16 protein-coding genes and 3 pseudogenes are annotated in these 15,833 nt (G+C 61.9%); 8 read left to right on the top strand and 11 right to left on the bottom strand.

Annotated elements, in window-relative coordinates; translation table 11 throughout:
- Nucleotides 1-72: 72 nt before the first annotated feature.
- Together AC1DTN_RS19135 and AC1DTN_RS19130 are read right to left on the bottom strand one after the other, a co-directional pair.
- Nucleotides 73-891: a cytochrome c oxidase subunit II gene (locus tag AC1DTN_RS19135; RefSeq protein ID WP_477922101.1), complete on the bottom strand. Its 819-nt coding sequence runs from the start codon at nucleotides 889-891 to the stop codon at nucleotides 73-75.
- Between the two features lie 163 nt (nucleotides 892-1,054).
- Nucleotides 1,055-1,444, bottom strand: a complete 390-nt coding sequence (locus tag AC1DTN_RS19130) for a c-type cytochrome (protein ID WP_477922099.1) — start codon at nucleotides 1,442-1,444, stop codon at nucleotides 1,055-1,057.
- 333 nt (nucleotides 1,445-1,777) lie between these two features.
- On the opposite strand from AC1DTN_RS19130, the gene AC1DTN_RS19125 reads away from it, so the two are divergent.
- Nucleotides 1,778-2,131 (top strand): VOC family protein, encoded by a 354-nt coding sequence (locus AC1DTN_RS19125; RefSeq protein WP_477922276.1) that lies wholly within the window; start codon nucleotides 1,778-1,780, stop codon nucleotides 2,129-2,131.
- Nucleotides 2,132-2,161: 30 nt separating this feature from the next.
- Here AC1DTN_RS19125 and AC1DTN_RS19120 read toward each other — a convergent pair whose 3' ends face one another.
- Complete coding sequence (locus AC1DTN_RS19120) at nucleotides 2,162-2,740, bottom strand: chloramphenicol phosphotransferase (RefSeq protein WP_477922274.1); 579 nt, start codon at nucleotides 2,738-2,740, stop codon at nucleotides 2,162-2,164.
- Nucleotides 2,741-2,848: 108 nt separating this feature from the next.
- On the opposite strand from AC1DTN_RS19120, the gene AC1DTN_RS19115 reads away from it, so the two are divergent.
- Nucleotides 2,849-3,031, top strand: coding sequence for a hypothetical protein (locus tag AC1DTN_RS19115; RefSeq protein WP_442205693.1), 183 nt, complete (start codon nucleotides 2,849-2,851; stop codon nucleotides 3,029-3,031).
- 7 nt (nucleotides 3,032-3,038) lie between these two features.
- Here AC1DTN_RS19115 and AC1DTN_RS19110 read toward each other — a convergent pair whose 3' ends face one another.
- Nucleotides 3,039-4,397: an extensin-like domain-containing protein gene (locus AC1DTN_RS19110; RefSeq protein ID WP_477922098.1), complete on the bottom strand. Its 1,359-nt coding sequence runs from the start codon at nucleotides 4,395-4,397 to the stop codon at nucleotides 3,039-3,041.
- A 228-nt stretch (nucleotides 4,398-4,625) separates the two neighbouring features.
- Between AC1DTN_RS19110 and AC1DTN_RS19105 the strand changes: the two genes are divergently transcribed.
- Both AC1DTN_RS19105 and AC1DTN_RS19100 read left to right on the top strand, forming a co-directional pair.
- Nucleotides 4,626-5,009 (top strand): nuclear transport factor 2 family protein, encoded by a 384-nt coding sequence (locus AC1DTN_RS19105; RefSeq protein ID WP_477922097.1) that lies wholly within the window; start codon nucleotides 4,626-4,628, stop codon nucleotides 5,007-5,009.
- A gap of 133 nt (nucleotides 5,010-5,142) precedes the next feature.
- Nucleotides 5,143-5,560, top strand: a pseudogene (locus AC1DTN_RS19100) (nuclear transport factor 2 family protein); the annotation flags it as partial.
- Between the two features lie 106 nt (nucleotides 5,561-5,666).
- On the opposite strand, the gene AC1DTN_RS19095 reads toward AC1DTN_RS19100, so the two are convergent.
- On the bottom strand, nucleotides 5,667-7,487 hold the full coding sequence (locus AC1DTN_RS19095) for a methyl-accepting chemotaxis protein (RefSeq protein ID WP_477922095.1): 1,821 nt from the start codon (nucleotides 7,485-7,487) through the stop codon (nucleotides 5,667-5,669).
- 298 nt (nucleotides 7,488-7,785) lie between these two features.
- Here AC1DTN_RS19095 and AC1DTN_RS19090 point away from each other — a divergent pair, with 298 nt between their 5' ends.
- Genes AC1DTN_RS19090 through AC1DTN_RS19080 form a run of 3 tightly spaced genes read left to right on the top strand, consistent with a single transcriptional unit; the run spans nucleotide 7,786 to nucleotide 9,134 of the window.
- Entirely contained in the window at nucleotides 7,786-8,172 is a 387-nt protein-coding gene (locus AC1DTN_RS19090; protein WP_007816464.1) for an acyl-CoA thioesterase, read from the top strand.
- Nucleotides 8,173-8,176: 4 nt separating this feature from the next.
- Entirely contained in the window at nucleotides 8,177-8,761 is a 585-nt protein-coding gene (locus AC1DTN_RS19085) for a hypothetical protein (RefSeq protein ID WP_477922093.1), read from the top strand.
- A 16-nt stretch (nucleotides 8,762-8,777) separates the two neighbouring features.
- Nucleotides 8,778-9,134 carry a hypothetical protein gene (locus AC1DTN_RS19080; protein WP_477922091.1) on the top strand — a complete coding sequence of 119 codons (357 nt, stop codon included), beginning with the start codon at nucleotides 8,778-8,780 and terminating at the stop codon, nucleotides 9,132-9,134.
- 88 nt (nucleotides 9,135-9,222) lie between these two features.
- On the opposite strand, the gene AC1DTN_RS19075 is transcribed toward AC1DTN_RS19080, so the two are convergent.
- The 6 genes and pseudogenes from AC1DTN_RS19075 to AC1DTN_RS19050 all read right to left on the bottom strand — a co-directional run bounded on the left by AC1DTN_RS19075 (nucleotide 9,223) and on the right by AC1DTN_RS19050 (nucleotide 15,014).
- Complete coding sequence (locus AC1DTN_RS19075; RefSeq protein WP_477922089.1) at nucleotides 9,223-10,395, bottom strand: DUF1501 domain-containing protein; 1,173 nt, start codon at nucleotides 10,393-10,395, stop codon at nucleotides 9,223-9,225.
- Between the two features lie 109 nt (nucleotides 10,396-10,504).
- Nucleotides 10,505-12,034, bottom strand: a complete 1,530-nt coding sequence (locus AC1DTN_RS19070; RefSeq protein WP_477922088.1) for a DUF1800 domain-containing protein — start codon at nucleotides 12,032-12,034, stop codon at nucleotides 10,505-10,507.
- 209 nt (nucleotides 12,035-12,243) lie between these two features.
- On the bottom strand, nucleotides 12,244-13,008 hold the full coding sequence (locus AC1DTN_RS19065; protein WP_477922272.1) for a GGDEF domain-containing protein: 765 nt from the start codon (nucleotides 13,006-13,008) through the stop codon (nucleotides 12,244-12,246).
- 2 nt (nucleotides 13,009-13,010) lie between these two features.
- Nucleotides 13,011-13,520: pseudogene (locus AC1DTN_RS19060) on the bottom strand (MFS transporter); the annotation flags it as partial.
- A gap of 415 nt (nucleotides 13,521-13,935) precedes the next feature.
- Nucleotides 13,936-14,217 (bottom strand): hypothetical protein, encoded by a 282-nt coding sequence (locus AC1DTN_RS19055; protein ID WP_477922086.1) that lies wholly within the window; start codon nucleotides 14,215-14,217, stop codon nucleotides 13,936-13,938.
- A complete protein-coding gene (locus tag AC1DTN_RS19050; RefSeq protein WP_477922085.1) occupies nucleotides 14,214-15,014 on the bottom strand; it encodes a DUF899 domain-containing protein in 801 nt (266 codons plus the stop codon). Before AC1DTN_RS19050 ends, AC1DTN_RS19055 begins: the two co-directional genes overlap by 4 nt.
- A 117-nt stretch (nucleotides 15,015-15,131) precedes the next feature.
- Between AC1DTN_RS19050 and AC1DTN_RS19045 the strand changes: the two are divergent.
- Nucleotides 15,132-15,833: pseudogene (locus tag AC1DTN_RS19045) on the top strand (helix-turn-helix domain-containing protein); the annotation flags it as partial.

Genomic DNA, 15,833 nt, shown 5'->3' with positions numbered 1-15,833 from the left:
TCCTTCCCGATGCGGCCTCCGGCCGTCTTCCGCCGGTTAACCGGCCGGCGGCATCCAACCCTCTTCGCCGGCTCAGTTTGCCGGCGGTGGATCTCCCGATGATGCCGTAAGCTGGGTGAATGTCTGCTGCTGATCGAGCCAGGTCTGATAGTCTGCGGCGTTGTCGACCACGACGGTCCCGCGCATCTGCGGATGGCCGACGCCGCAAAGTTCGGCACAGAGAATTTCGAAGGTTCCCGTCCGTGTCGGCGTAAGCCAGAAATAGGTGACCATGCCGGGGATCATGTCCATCTTGGCGCGGAATTCCGGCACGTAGAAATCGTGGAGCACATCGACGGAGCGCAGCAATATGTGCACCGGCTTGTCGATCGGCAGGTGCAGCTCGCCGCCCTCGATGATGACGTCGTCGAGGCCGCTTGCGTCGTTCTTGTCGAGGCCGAGTGGATTTTCGGCGGTGACATCGCGCGTCTCGGCGCGGCCGAGCTTTCCGTCAGCGCCCGGCAGGCGGAAGCTCCACAGCCATTGCTGGCTGACGACCTCCACCGATGCGGCATCTGGGGGCACCGTGATGAACTGTTTCCACACGATGAGGCCGGGCGCCAGCATGGCGGCGACGCCGACCGCCGTTCCCGAGGCGAGCAAGACTTCCAGCCTGCGGTTCTCGGGCTCGTAATGCGCCCGGTTGCCTGGCTTGTGCCGGAAGCGGAACACGCAATAGGCCATGAAGGAAATCACCGCCACGAAGACGATACCGGTGATCCAGAAGGTGATGACGAGCGTGCTGTCGATATAGCTCCAGTTGGACGCGATCGGCGTCCACCACCACGGGCTCAGCACATGAAACAGCACGGAGCCGACGACAACAAGGACGAGGATCAGCACGACAGCCATTTCCGCTCCTCCCTGAGCAGTCGACCGTGAAACCGTATTCCGCAAAAGTCCGTATTTATTATCGCACAGATAGAAAATATCGGCAATTACGGCGATTTAGGCAGGGGCCACATAGTCCGCGACCCGCCATTCGGAGTATTGCCGTCATCTGGAATCTTGCCCGTCATTTGGAATATTGCTTGAGATAGGCGATGAGATCGGTGATTTCCTGATCATCCTTGAGGCCGACGAAGGCCATTTTCGTGCCCTTCACCTTCACTCTCGGATTGTGCAGATAATCGCGCAGCGTCGCCTCGTCCCAGACGAGCCCGCCGTCGCCGGCCGCCTTCATCGAAGCTGAATAGGCGAAATCGGGATGCGTCCCGGCCTTCCTGCCAAGCACCCCGTTCAGCGACGGACCGACCTTGTTCGTATCGGAATCGACGATATGACAGGTCGCGCATTTTTTGAAAACAACGGCGCCCGCATTGGCATCGCCCTCCTGCGCCCCTGACTTACCAGGGGAAAGGGCAAACACGGATGCAGCGATCAGCAGAACAACACGGTAATACACGGCAAACCTCATCCTCCTCAAGGTCGCCCAGCCACTCACACCTTCCGCTCACATTCGTGCGCAGATGGTGGTTGCTACGTCTCAAAGCTTAATCTTTCGCGGAAGCAAGTCAATCGGCTCCCCGATTCGGAGCTGGGGCGACGGATGGGAAGGTCGAATCCATCAGGCTGAGTGACCGTGCCTACTCACCGCGGCAATGGTCTTCTGCGCAAATATCTGGCCGGCCTGCGGCAGAGCAGGCAAAAGCAGTCTGTTCCGGCAGGACGGCCCATGGCAAACTCCGCCGCGAGCGCCGGTGCAGGCGCATCGAACATGACGTCACTGGAGGCTGTCTTGCCACTGAACCGATTGGTGATCTACGCCGGCGATGTCGAGGAAACCGCCGCATTCTACGAGACACATTTTGGCTTCAAGCCCATGCGGCTGACCGGCGACCGCATCGTCGAGCTGGTCGCGCAGGATGGCGGCGCCAATATCATGCTGCATCAGGCCGCCAAGGGGCAGCGCCGAGGCCAGTCCACCGTCAAACTGGTCTTCGATGTCGAGAACGTCGAATCCTTCTGTGCCGAATGCGTCCGCAACGGCCTGACATTCGGGCCGATCCACAAGGCGGACGGCTATGTCTACGCCAATGCAAAGGACCCCTGCCAGAACTCGATCCAGGTTTCCAGCCGGGCCTTCCGGTGAGCACTTGCCGAAGCCTCCGGCTCCGCGCTTTCAGCCGCACAGCAGACTCAGGAGATCCTGCACGTGCCGATGAATGGCATCCGCACCCTCCTCTGCTGAGAGCGAGGTAACATCTAGGTTGAGCGTATTCGCATGCTCGGGATCGAGCACCTGCAGCGTCCGGCTGCGCTCCAGCGAGGCCTCTGCATTGACCGATTTCAGCCGCTCTCGCCGCTCCGGTATCGCCACCCGCCGCGCCAACTCCTCCGCCTCGCAAAGCAATCGCACTGGCACCAGCAATGAGCCCCGCCCTTCGGCAGCTTCGGCAATCTGCCGGAAGGTTCGGTGGCTGCGCTCATCGCCCTGAATGCCGGCATGGGTGAAGATGAAATTGACTGACGGTGTGCTGAAAGCGACGATCGTATCCAGCACCGCCTGCCGCACCCTTCCCGTCTGCTCCCAGATAGCCTCTGGCAGCGGCTTTGTCAGATCGTGATCGAGAACGCCGAGGACCGGATTGTTGACCCAGTGATTGTCGATGATTTTTGCCGAAATGAGCGGGCTCAGCCGCTTGGCGATGGTGAGCTTGCCGGTACCGGGAAAGCCGATGAGCAGGAGGAAAATGCCGATCATGAGAGCACAACTTCGATAATATTGCTTAAGCTATGCCGGCAATCTGACCGCTTGCACCGCCGTCTGCAAGGGGCTTGAGCGAGCGCTTCAATTTCGAAGGGCTTGTTGTCAGTCGAGCCAATTTTCGATGTCGCGGGGACCGCAAACGACCGCCACCACGAAGATGCCATAAGGCATCGGGAAGCCGGCGGCCGGGCGCATCTCGAATACCGGATACCGACCGAAAAGATGGACAGCTTCAACGCCGCCATCGTCGGGACCATCGCAGTGACGCAGATCTTCCGGTAATCTCCGCCTATTTGCACACGGCCCGTCCGCCCCTGCGCGACATGAGATCGAAGTGGAAATGGTTCCAGTGTTCGGGATTATAGCCCGGGCCAAGTACCGTCGTGAAATAATTGCARCTATCGCTGCGCACGGCCTTCAATAGGCGCCCTTCGCGGAAGGAGAACAGCCCCTTCTTGCGCACATCGATCTTGTGGCCGTTCTTCAGCACGAACTTGCCGACATCGATGGCATTGCCCTTCGCATGTTCCGAAATCGGATTGTATCTCTGGCGGCTGTTGTTCATGCGCCGGCAGGAATAGCCGCCGAGCGGCTCGATGGTCTGAATGCCGGTCCAGTAACGGAAGCGGGCCGATGGTGCGAGCTCGTTCTTCACCCATTTGGCGAAGGCGAGTGTCACCTGGCAATTCAGGATCACCGCCGGCTTGACGCCGATGTTGCCGGAGAGGCCCTTCAGCGACACCGGGTATGGCACCTGGCAGGCCGGCCCGTTGGAGATCGGCGGGCGATCCTCGAAGATCACCCCCATGCGTTTCAGCTCGCGCCGGCAGGAGAGTTCCGAGGCCGGCATGGCGCCGGGATCGATGGGCGCTGCCGGCTCGCTCATCATGGGGTTGTTCGGCCGCAGCATGGCGACCTCTTCCGGCTCATCCTCCTCGGGCACGCGCGTCGGCGCCAGAACCGGGCTGCCGTCGCTCCAGGTCCGGGGACCATTGCCCCGCGCGGCGCGCACCGGTGCGCGGCTCATCTGCGTGGCGGCGACCGGCTGCGGTATGTTCCGCTGGTTGAGCTGGGTGGGATTTTCCGTGCCGATGCCGTCGACGACAGGTTCGGTGGCATTGCCCTCGGCGATCTGCTGCTGTTGCTCTTGCGCCAGGCCGACGACCGGCTGATTGCCCGGCCCTGCGCCGAGCTCCTCATCCATGTTGACGCCGCCCTGGGGAACGGCGAGCGGCTGCACGCCGCCCCAGTTGCCGTTGGATGCCTGTTGCTGACGCTGTTGCGCCAAGGCTTCATCGCTATCGATCATCGGCAGGCGCCTCTGCCCCTGCTGCGGCGTGGCCATGGGCGCCGATTGCTGTGCCGGCGCGCGCATCTGCTGGCCCGTTCCGGCAAGGTTTGGCGTATCGAGATAATCGATCTGCCCCTGCGTATTGCCGACGGGCGCGCTGGCGACGGGATAGGGTTGCTGGCTCTGGACCGGAGCCATACGCATGGCCCCGCCCCGCACCGGCGAAATGGAGCTGACACGCGTGCTGCTATCGACATTTTCAGGCGGCACCAGCCCATCGCTGATCGAACAGGTCGTCAACGCCGTGGAAAGCAGGATTGGCAGGGCAGTACGCCGGAGAAGGGAAAGAAACGCCATACTTATCGCTTCCGCATGCGGCCTGTGATCGGAAAACCTCGATTCAAATTTAATTAAAAACGGTGAATGAAAGCTTTACGTGTGGAGATTGGAAGATCGAAGGGCGTTTGCTCTCGTTAGAGAGGTATCTCCACACCGCGGTATTAAAACGTATCCCAGCACATAAGAGCTGTTGCCATGAGCCGGCCTGCTCTAGCTTTCCGGCAAACTTCGAGAGGCACAGACCCTATGACCCCACCCGAGATCCGCATAGAAGACCTCCGCGCGCTTGAAGAATCCCTGCATCGGCCGGAGATACGTCGCTCCCGCGAAGCTCTGGAAGACTTGCTGGCAGATCGCTTTGGCGAATTCGGCGCGTCGGGAACGGTTTATCGCCGCGACGTTATGATCGGGCTTCTGCTGCAGGAAGACGACAGCGCCGACAACGACGAACTGCATTCCGACGACTATGCCTTGACGCCGATTTCGGCCGATGCTGCCCTGCTGACCTATCGCACCTGGCGCCGACAAGCGGATGGATCGGAGCGGCATGTGCTGCGCAGCTCCATCTGGAAACACGATGGACGGCGATGGCAGATGCTCTTCCACCAGGGCACGCCGACCCGGCTATAGCGTCGCAGCTGATTGCCGATTGAGCTCTGGCGATCCGGCAAACGCTGGTCGTTGCTTTCGGACCTATTGGCATCTCAAGCCAGCACCATAACTACTGCACCATGAGCCCGGTCCTTACTCTGGAAAGTCGCCGATGGAAGCAGCGGTAAGCAAACTGTTCGAGCGCTATGAACGCCTTTTCCGGCAGGCTCTCGCCGGCAAAGCCGATATGGATGAGGTCACCTCCCTCTATGCCTCAGACATCATCGCCGCCTCGCCTGCCGGGGTCATGTCTCGGCAAGAATGACGATGAGCTCAAGCGGATGATGGCGCAGGGTTATGAGCGCTATCGCGCCATTGGCACCAAGGAGATGACGCTTCGGCATATCCGTCTCTCGCCAATCGATGAGAGGCACTGTGTGGCGCATGTCGCCTGGAGGGCGACTTACGCCCGCAAGAACCAGCCGGACGCGAAAATCGACTTCGATGTGCACTACCTCGTGCAGGTTTTGGATGGAGAGGCGAAAGTCTTCGGCTGGGTTTCAGGTGACGAGCAGGCGCTCTTGAAGCAAACACGGTATTGGCTGACGCCTGGTGCCAGGCCTGATCTGCATTCGGAGGAAAAACAAAGGGCCGCGCAATGCCGCGGCCCTTTCTCGTCAGATCGTCACCAGCCTATCAAGCAGCCCGGCCGTATCGCGCACCCTGCCCCGTCTGATCGCGCAGGCGGAATTTCGACAACAACGTCCGCAGCTGCTGGCTTTCCTCCGCCAGCGTCTGGCTGGCAGCTGTGGTCTCCTCGACCATCGCGGCATTCTGCTGGGTCATCTGGTCCATGTGGTTGACGGAGGTGTTGATCTCATGCAGCCCGGTTGCCTGTTCGCGGGCGGCAGTCGCGATGGAGTCGACATGGGCGTTGACGCGGTTGACCAGCGCCTCGATCTCGACCAGCGCGTCACCCGTGGAGCGCACCAGCGCCACGCCGCCTTCAACTTCGGCTGCCGAACTCGAAATCAGCGTCTTGATCTCCTTGGCCGCATTGGCAGAGCGTTGGGCAAGCTCGCGCACTTCCTGCGCCACGACGGCAAAACCGCGGCCGGCTTCGCCGGCACGCGCTGCTTCCACGCCGGCGTTGAGAGCCAAGAGGTTGGTCTGGAACGCGATCTCGTCGATCACGCCGATGATCTGGTTGATGCGGCTCGAACTATCCTCGATGCGGCTCATGGCCGAGACGGCATTGCGAACGATCTCGCCGGATTTGCCGGCACTCGTCTTCGTCTCCGCCACCATGCTGCGCGCCTCGTTGGCACGCTCGGAGGCGGTGCGGACCGTCGCGGTGATTTCGTCGAGCGCAGCGGCGGTTTCCTCGAGCGCTGCGGCCTGCTGCTCGGTGCGCTTGGAAAGATTACCGGTCGCATCGCTGATGTCCCGGGCGCTGTCATTGACGATATGGCTGGATTCCGCGATCGCATGGATGACGCCGTTGAGCGCATCGACCGCCGCGTTGAAATCGGAGCGGAGCTTCGCATAATCATGACCGAGATCGTCGATCGCGACCGTCAGATCGCCGGCCGCAAGCCGCTCCAGGCCGGCGCCGAGCACGTGCATCGCCGCCGTCTGGCGTTCGGAGGACGAGCGCAGGCTCGCCTCGTTGCCGCGCCGTTCGCTTTCGATCTCCCGCTGGCGCTCGTCTTCACGAACGCGCAGTTCGGCGCGCTCGGCAACGGAGTCGCGCAGCACGATCAGCGATTTCGCCATCTGGCCGATCTCGTCGCGCCGGTCGGCATCCGTGATATCGACCGAAGCATTCTCATCGGCAATCGCATTCATCGCCGCCTTCAGGCGCGCAACCGGCGCCGTCACGCTGCGCACGATCGCATAGGCGATGGCAAGGGTAACGAGCGCGCCGATGAGACCGACCACGGCCGTCCAGATCGCGTTCTGGCGATAGAGCGCTGCAAGGTCATCCGAATAGACGCCGGTGCCGACGATCCAACCCCAGGGCTGAAAGCCCGCCACATGCGAGTATTTCAGTACCGGCTGGTCGGCGCCCGGCTTCGGCCAGTAGTAATCCACGAAACCCTGCCCGCTCACCTTCACCGTATTGACGAATTCGACGAACAGGAACTTGCCGTTCGGATCCTTGTTCTGCGTCAAGTCCGTGCCGTTGAGCTCGGGCTTGACCGGATGCATCACCATCGTCGGATGCATGTCATTGATCCAGAAATAGCCGGTGCCGCCGCCATAGCGCATGGAAGCGATCACTTCCTTGGCCGCCGTCTGCGCCTGCTCGCGGGTCATCGTGCCCGCCTGCTCCAGCTTGTAATATTTGTCGAAGATGGCAAGCGCCGTCGCATCCATCTGCGCCAGCCCGGCTTTACGCTCGGCTTCCAGCTCCCGATAGGAATAGTTGAGGAAGAAGATCATCGTCGCGGCAAGCACGGCAAGCGCGAACGCGACGAGGCTGTAGAGGCGGGTTGAAATCCTGATGTTGCGCATGGGGTTCCGGCAGCTCTCATGTGTGACAATCATCAGATACTGATATGAGCCGCTTACCGGACGGTAAAACTTGATTAGAATGTGATCAAATAACGCTACGTGAGGCAATCGGGCGCAGCCCCGCTGCAAGATCAAGCATTTGAATTCGAACCGAATTTTAACGGTTGAGATTCTTCTGCAGCCGCCTGATATTTTTTACAGGCGTTGCGCAAACCTGTGTTTTTGCGCCCTTTCCCACCGGCTGGCCTTTGCATTAGGGTGATTCCAGATGAATCACCGGCCAAACGGAGAGCCCCTGATGACCGATGCCGCCAAGCCGACAGGCGAACTGACGCTACGTACGCTCGCCATGCCCGGGGACGCCAATCCGGCCGGCGATATCTTCGGCGGCTGGGTCATGGCGCAGATGGATCTTGCAAGCGGCATCCGCGCCGCCGAGCGCGCCAGGGGCCGCGTGGTCACCGCGGCGGTGAAAGAAATGGCCTTCGAACTGCCGGTCAAGATCGGCGATACGCTGTCCATCTATACCGAGGTGGAGCGGGTCGGGCGCACTTCGATCACGCTGCGCGTGGAAGCCTGGGCGCACCGCTCGCGCTACAATCAGCAGGAAAAGGTCACCGCCGGCACCTTCATCATGGTGGCGCTCGACGAAGACGGCAAACCCAAGGTCGTTCCGCAGGAGTGAGATGATGCAGGCGGCCGCGACACCGGAAGTCTACGTCTACATCCGGACCGTGATGTCGATGGTGATCGGCCTCTCGCTCGCCCGCCTGCTGACTGGCCTCGGCGGCATCGTGCAGTCGCCCGGCAAGTTCAGGGTCTACTGGGTGCATCTCGGCTGGGTCGCCTCGATGTTCCTCTTCATCATCCATTTCTGGTGGTGGGAATATCGCCTGCAGTCGCTCGCCGTCATCTCCTTCGGCGTCTACCTGTTCCTCATCAGTTTCTGCTGCCTGTTCTTCTTCCTCTGCGTGCTGATCTTCCCGACGACGATCGAGGATTACGGTGGCTACGAGGAATATTTCATCTCGCGGCGCAGATGGTTCTTCGGCATGCTGGCCGTGACCTATGTGGTGGATTTTCTGGATACGCTGTTGAAGGGCAAGGCGTATCTGGCGGCACTCGGATGGGAATATCCGGTGCGTAATGCCGTCTATATCGTGCTGTGCATCGTGGGGGCCTGGACGGCGAACCGGCGGTTTCATGCGGTGTTCGTCAGCGCTGGCCTCATCTACCAGATCACGTGGATCTTCCGGCTGTATGATTTCATTTGAGAATCGGAAATTTCAGATGAACGACCTAGACCTGTCGCCGGACTTTTATATCGAATGGTCCGCAAATCAGGACTTCAGTTCTGGCAAAATCTTCCACATCAAAAGGAACAAATGGGGCGGTTCCATAAACAATGAAGTCGCGCTTTTCTTCATCACGAAAGCAAGAGTCCCAGCCGAAGGCTTCTTCCCCCACCAACGACTCGACTGCGTTGTAACCAATGTCAAATTTGTTTCCGAACCGAAGCGACTGGCCCAAAACTTATTTGATACTTTAAGAAGCCGCGGCGCGATCAACGAACCAACATGGTTGAGTTGGCATATTGTGAAAAAGGGTGGCGGGACGCCTATCGGCAATGTTTTCGACCTCGATTAATGCACGGCTTCGCAATGGTTGCTTTTGATGCGAAGCCGTCCACTGGACCGCGTCCGGGACCACATCCCAAGGGTCTCTGCCCGCGCCATCAAGCCCGCAAAAACTGCGATCCCTTGTCAAAGCTCAGCCCCGGAAAGATCTTCCCCGTCAGATCCTCCGCCGATACATCGAACTGCCGGTAGAGCATCGCCGCCGCCAGCTCCCGCACATCCGCCGTCGGCATCAGGTCCCGGTCATCAAGCAGCGCACCATCGGCAAGCCCCGGCCATCTGCCGAGAATACGCCCACCATCGATCGCCCCGCCCGCCAGCACCGCACAGCCACCCGTGCCGTGATCCGTTCCGCCCGAGCCGTTTTCACGCACCGTGCGGCCGAATTCCGTCACGGCGAGCACCACCGTCTTCGACCAGAGATCGGCGCCCATCGTGACTTTCAGCGTCGTGATCGCCTGCGCCAGATCCTGCACCGGCCGCTTGAACTGACCGAGCTGGCCGACATGCGTATCCCAGCCGGTAATCGAGAAGCTGGCGATGCGGTAATCGCCCTTCAGCATATTGCCGGCCAGCGCCGCAACATCGGTGATCTTCTCGCCGCGCTGGCCGGAGGGCTCCGCCATCATGGAAGCGCTGTTCGCGCGCATCGCCTCGTCCATTGCCTTGGCGAAGGGCGGATCGCCGGCATAAAGCCGCATCAGGAACTGCATCTCGTCCTTGGCTGGCCCGAGATTGGAGTCCGATGCCCAGACATCGACATTGTTCGGCCCGGTCAGGATCAACTCGGTGGAGGTGTTGACGTCGATCGCCTTGCGCGCATCCGAACGCGGGATGACGGCAAGCGCCCGATTGAGCCAGCCGGTCTTCTCCTCGGCCACATGCTCGCCACCGGATTCCAGCATGTCCTGCCCGTCGAAATGGCTGCGCTGGTCGCGATAGGGCGTGGAGACCGCATGCACGAAGGCAAGCTCTTTCGTCCTCCACAGCGGCATCAGATCGGCGGCCGCCGGATTGAGCCCGAAATGCCCATCGAGATCGATGAGCCCCCTGTCCGGCGTCAGCGCCAAGGTCGGCCGCAGGGCCGCAAAGCCGGGCTCGGCATATGGCTGCACCAGATCGAGCCCGTCCATCGCCCCGCGCAGCACGATCGTCACGAAGCGCTTGTCACCGGGCATGGCGGCAAAGGTCACCGGTGTGAAAATGGGGGCCGCGGCAAGGCAGCAAGCCGATGTCAGAAAACCACGGCGCGAAAGCATAAACTCTGTCATGACGGGCTCCTAAAGCAATTCCAGCAAAAGTGAGTAGCGGTTTTGCGTCCGGAATTGCGTGAAACAGAGAGATAGAGAATGTTCGTATTTCGAAGAAAACGGATATTCGCTATCGACGGTTGAATTCGGGGGACGCAAGAACCAGCGTCAGCCCGCTCACCCTGTTCGGCGCCTGGGAAACGACACGGATCGTCTCGTCGCGGGCGGCGTCCACAAGCGTCGCCTTCAGAAATTCGCGCGGATCGACATCCTTGCCGAACTGGGCGCTGGCGCGCCGCGCCCAGGACAGCCGCTCGGAAAGCTGGCTTGCGGTAATCCAGGCGGAAAAACTCTCCTCGAAGCCGGCCGGGCTCGGCGGCAGCCATGTCGGCTGGCCCATGCGGCGAAGAGCGCCCTGCCCGAGCGCGCGCGCCATCTGGAACGCCTTGCGCCGCTTGATACGCACCTCGTCTTCAGGGCTCGGCGGCGCCTGCATCATCGCTTGCCCGTCGGTAGCGGGCGCTGCATCCTTCTTCGGCATCGCCATCATCTCGTCGTTGTCGGCATCGTCCTGCTGATAGGCCTGCATGAAGGCCGCAACATCGCCCGCCCCCGCGCCGCTGCTCAGCGCCCGCAGGCCCGTGACGATAAAATCGAAAGGCTGGCGCGCCTTGGCGCCCTCGTCCGCCCAAGCGGCCGGATGGTCGAGCATGGCGCGGTAGACGGCGGGCAGTTCCCCATCCGTCTTCTTCCACGCCTCGCTCATGGCCCGGATCATCTCCTGCGGCGGCTGGTCAGAGATGAAATGCACCGCAAGTTTGCGGCAGATATGCTCGGCCGTCTTCGGATTGACTGCGAGATCGTCGAGCATCGCGAGATAATCCTTGCGCGTGCGCTTGGCCCCGCCATAGCTGACGCCGAGCACCTCATGTGCGCCGGGCTCCGAGATCTGCGGACGAAAAGCCGTCTCCATCGCCTGCTGGTCGACGGTCAGTCCGGTCAGCACCATCGCCGCCGAGCGCACATCGGCCTGCGTATAGCCGCTGCCCGCGCCGAGCGTATGCAGCTCCAGGAGCTCACGGCCGAGATTTTCGTTGAGCCCTTTGTTGCGTTGCATGCCGCCTTTGGAATCCGGGCCCAGCGACTGCGCCTGATCGAGATAGATCAGCATGGAGGGATGCTCGGTGGCGCTGCGCAGCAGCGTCGCAAACTTGGCTCCCATGTAAGGCCGGATCGCCTCGGCCTCGTAGAGCGGCACAATCAGCCGCATCGGCAGGCTTTTAGCAGCACTCGTGGAGAAATGATTAGTCCAGAAAGCGGCCAGCCGCTCGTTGAATCCATCGGGCGAAAGCACCGCCTGCATCAGCCGCGCATTGGCATCCATCTGGAAGAGCACCTGCGCCCGGCGCTGGAGAAGCCGACGCTGCTGCCGGCGATCGAGATCGTCGCCATCGGCCTGCCGGATCTGCTTCAGCCTGTCTTGCAGGTCGAGGATCGCAGTATGCCGCGCCTCGACGCCGCCCACGGGAAAGTCCGGCACGCCATTCGCGCCGCGCGTCACCTGCCCGATCAGATCATCCTTGGTCTGCGGCAAGGCCTCGCCCGGCCGCAGCCCGTAACCGAAACGGATCGCCGCCATCGTCGGAAAAGACAGGCTCATGACCACTCACCTCCTCATCACCTGATGGTGACAAGGTCTCAGCCAATTGCGACGGCAAGGTGTAGGAAATGCGGCGATTTTCCGACATGGACGATTTGTAATCTATTGAAATCGTTGGATTCGAGTTGTCGGTGGCGTCACGCCATTACTTGTGGGTGGGTTTGTCAATTGCCTGTGGAACGGCACCATTGACCGCGTTGTCATTTGGCTCAGCAGCCGCGCGCGACAGACACCACCCGCGGGCTGGACATGTCGCGCGGCTGCTCGCCCTCGACCATCACCCTGTTGCGCCCGGCCTCCTTGGCGGCATAGAGCGCCTTGTCGGCCCGCGCGATCTGCTCATAGAGGGAATGATCGGCCGGATTGGCGCCGGCGACACCGAAGCTTGCGGTGATCTTGCCGTCGGAGCCGATCGGCTCGCCGTCGAAACCGATCGGCTTGCGGTCGATAGCAGCAAAGGCAAGCCGCACCCGGTTGGCGAAATCGGCAGCCGAAGCCAGCGGTGTTGCCGGCAGGAAGATCACGAATTCCTCGCCGCCGAACCGCGCCGCAAAGCCGCCCTCCGGCATCCGCGCCTGCAGCATCTCGGCAAAGGCGCGGATCACCTCGTCGCCGGGCCCGTGGCCAAACGTGTCGTTCACCCATTTGAAATTGTCGATGTCGCAGATGATGACTGCGCCTTCCACCCGGCCGCGCTCCCCGACCATGCGGTCAAAGCCGCGCCGGTTCAGCATGCCGGTCATCGGATCGCGCTCTGCGGCATCGCGATGCGCGGCGATCGTATCCAGCGTCGTTGCCGCAAGGGCCGAAAGCGCAAACATCAGCACCAGGATGGAAGCCGCCGCCTGCATGGTGAAGGCATATTGCGACGAAATGAAATCCTCGTGGCCGCCATAGGATGGCACGATGAAGACGAAGACCACATTGCGGATGACGATATCGGCAATGACGAGGCCGGAGACGGCAAGCAGCAGCTGCGCCATCCGATGACAGGAAAGAGCAGGAAGAACAGCAGCGAGGCGATCAGATAGCCGGAGGGATAACCCGCCTGCAGGATGCCCGAAACGATGCCGCGGCTTTCCTCCGGCACCGTCTCCATGACGAGCGAGGCGCCGACACCCCACTCCCCACCCATGGCGATGCCGTAAAGCGCGCGCAGTACCAGGAACATGGTGAGCCCGGTCGAAAAACCGGTGAGGAAGTCGAAGAGCGAATAGAGCAGCACATCCACCATCAGCGTGATGCGCCGCCCGTAACGGTCTGCCGCAAGCCCGAAGATCAGGGCACCGAGCGCCCGCATGGCAAGGGTCAGAAAGATCGCCACGGACACCGCGGGAACGTCGGTATGGAACTCCTCGGCGATATATTTGAGAACGAAAACGAGAATGAAGAAATCAAAGGCGTCGAGCGTCCAGCCGAGATAGCTGGCGATGACGGTATTGCGCTGCTGCGGGGTCAGCGCGCGCAGACTTGCCAATGCGGACATAAGCATTCCTCCGTCCGAAAGCGGCGGCGAGGCGGGGCAATTCCGGATGCCGTCGGAAGGGGTGCCCAGGGTGGGCATTCGCTGCCGGGAGACAGCGGTGCGGAAACGTCAGGGTTGCTGACTGGGTTCCATCACATCGGCGCGATTGGGGATGCGTGGCTTTGAGCGTTAGCGCGTAGGATACCCCCCTCTGGCCTGCCGGCCATCTCCCCCACAAGGGTGGAGATCGACAAGCGGCGCGACCTTCGCGCATCACTAATGTCGTGCAATTTGCAACGTTGATTGTTTGGGGAAGCCCGTGCTCCCAGCCAATCTCCACCCTTGTGGGGGAGATGGCCGGCAGGCCAGAGGGGGTGCCACGCGGCAGGCCTTAGCGTCTTCAGCAGCGGACGCAGGAGCCCAAGTCCGTGTCACCTTACGAGCGGTGAAAGCCTCCCTCACCGCCCATCAGCCTCAGCCACGGCCCGACATGGAACAGGCTCATCAGTCCATACATGGCCGCCATGCCGCTGAAGGCCGATGCGCCATGCATCGGCATCCCGCCCATCGAGCAGATCATATCCGCCGCCGGGTCGCTTGCCGAGAGCGCGGCCATCACGGCAAAGGTGGGTGCCGCGGCAAGCGATAGCCCGCGCGCGATACCGGGCAGAAGCGGGCCGGCGCTATTGCCGGCCCCCATCTTCGAAGGCGTGCTCATTGCCCTGCCCCGTAACGGTCGTGGTGACGCCACCAGACACCCGTTTCGTTGCGCCCCAGCGGTGCACGGTCGAGCAGCTGGTACATGCCCCAGATCCCGTCCAGCCCGCGGGCATAGGAAGAGTAGCTGTGGTAGATCTCGCCGTCCTGCAGGACGAAGGCACTGAGGCCTGGGCGGTCGCGAGTGTAGGTGGAGATATCGGTGCCCGTCGTTGCGGCCATCTGCGCCACCGGGCCCTCGCCGCCGCGCAGCTCCCATTGCTGTACCCTCTTGCCGGCCTGCGCATCCGGCATCGGTGGTTCGCGGCGGTAGTTATAGTCGATGCTGCCGTCGCGCTGTTCCTGCAGCGTGAACACGACATTGAAATCATGGTTGAAATCGCTGCCGGCCGACGATGCCCAGTCGAAGGTCCAGCCCATACGGCGCTTGTATTCCAAGAGCTTGGCCAGTGGCGCGCGGGAGATGGCGGTAAAGGCGACATCGTGGTTTTCCAGATGCACGGTGACGCCGTTGAAGCCATCGGCGATCGCCGAGCAGGATGGGCAGCCGGCCGTATAGTCTGGCCCGAACATGAAGTGATAGACGAGCAGCTGCGAGCGGCCCTTGAAGAGTGCCGACAGCGGCACGATGCCGGCTTCGGTCTCGAACCGGTAGTCCTTGTCGATCTTCACCCACGGCAGCTCCTGGCGGCGCTCGGCCAGTGCATCGCTGCGGCGTGTCAGATCCTTTTCCTCGTCCAAGAGCGCCAGCCGCGCCTGCAGCCATTCCGCCCGTGTTCCGGTTTTGTGCATCATCATTGGTCTTCTCCTCATTTGCATTGAAACGTCTAAGCCGGCGGGCCGTTGCCTGCCGATGGGGAATAAACTAGGTCTGAATGCCCGAGGGGTGGGAGTTACAAGTGTGACGGGATTCCGATGGACTCGCTGATAACAGCTGCTGCACAGGCGCTGGCCGTGGGCGATGCGCTGGGCGCGATGAAGCGCGTGGCGCTGCGCGACGACCCGCCGGCTCTCGCCCTTCGCGGCATCGCCATGGCCCAGCTCGGCGATCTCATCCGCGCCAAGGCACTGCTGAAGAGCGCTGCTCATGCCTTCGGCCCGCGCGAGGCTGTGGCCCGCGCCCGCTGCATTGTGGCCGAGGCCGAAATTGCCCTCGTTTCGCGCGATCTCACCTGGCCGGAAAAGGCGCTGGAAGGCGCGCGCCTGACGCTCGAAAGGCGCGGCGACCGCATCAACGCCGCCCATGCCCGCAACCTGCAGATCCGCCGCCTGCTCCTGATCGGCCATCTCGATGCCGCCGAAAAGCTGCTCGCCGATCTCGACCCCTCGCCGCTGCCGCCGGCCGCCCGCGCCGGCCATGAGCTTGCCGTCGCCGGTGTCGCAATCCGCCGGCTGCGCACGGAGCCGGCGCGCCAGGCACTGGCTCATGCGGCCGAAGCGGCGCGGAAAGCAGACATACCGGCACTTGCCGTCGAGGTGCGAGATGCCGCAAAGGTTCTGGAAGCGCCCGCCGCCCGGCTGATCGATAGCGGCACGCAACGCCTGTTGCAGCTTCAGGAGGTCGAGGCGCTGCTTGCTTCTGATACGCTCGTCATCGATGCCTGCCGCAACGTGGTG

The sequence above is a fragment of the Rhizobium sp. 01T444 genome, from assembly GCF_056398305.1.
Note: the sequence above shows the minus strand (reverse complement) of the source record. Positions and strands in the feature narration are given on the sequence as shown.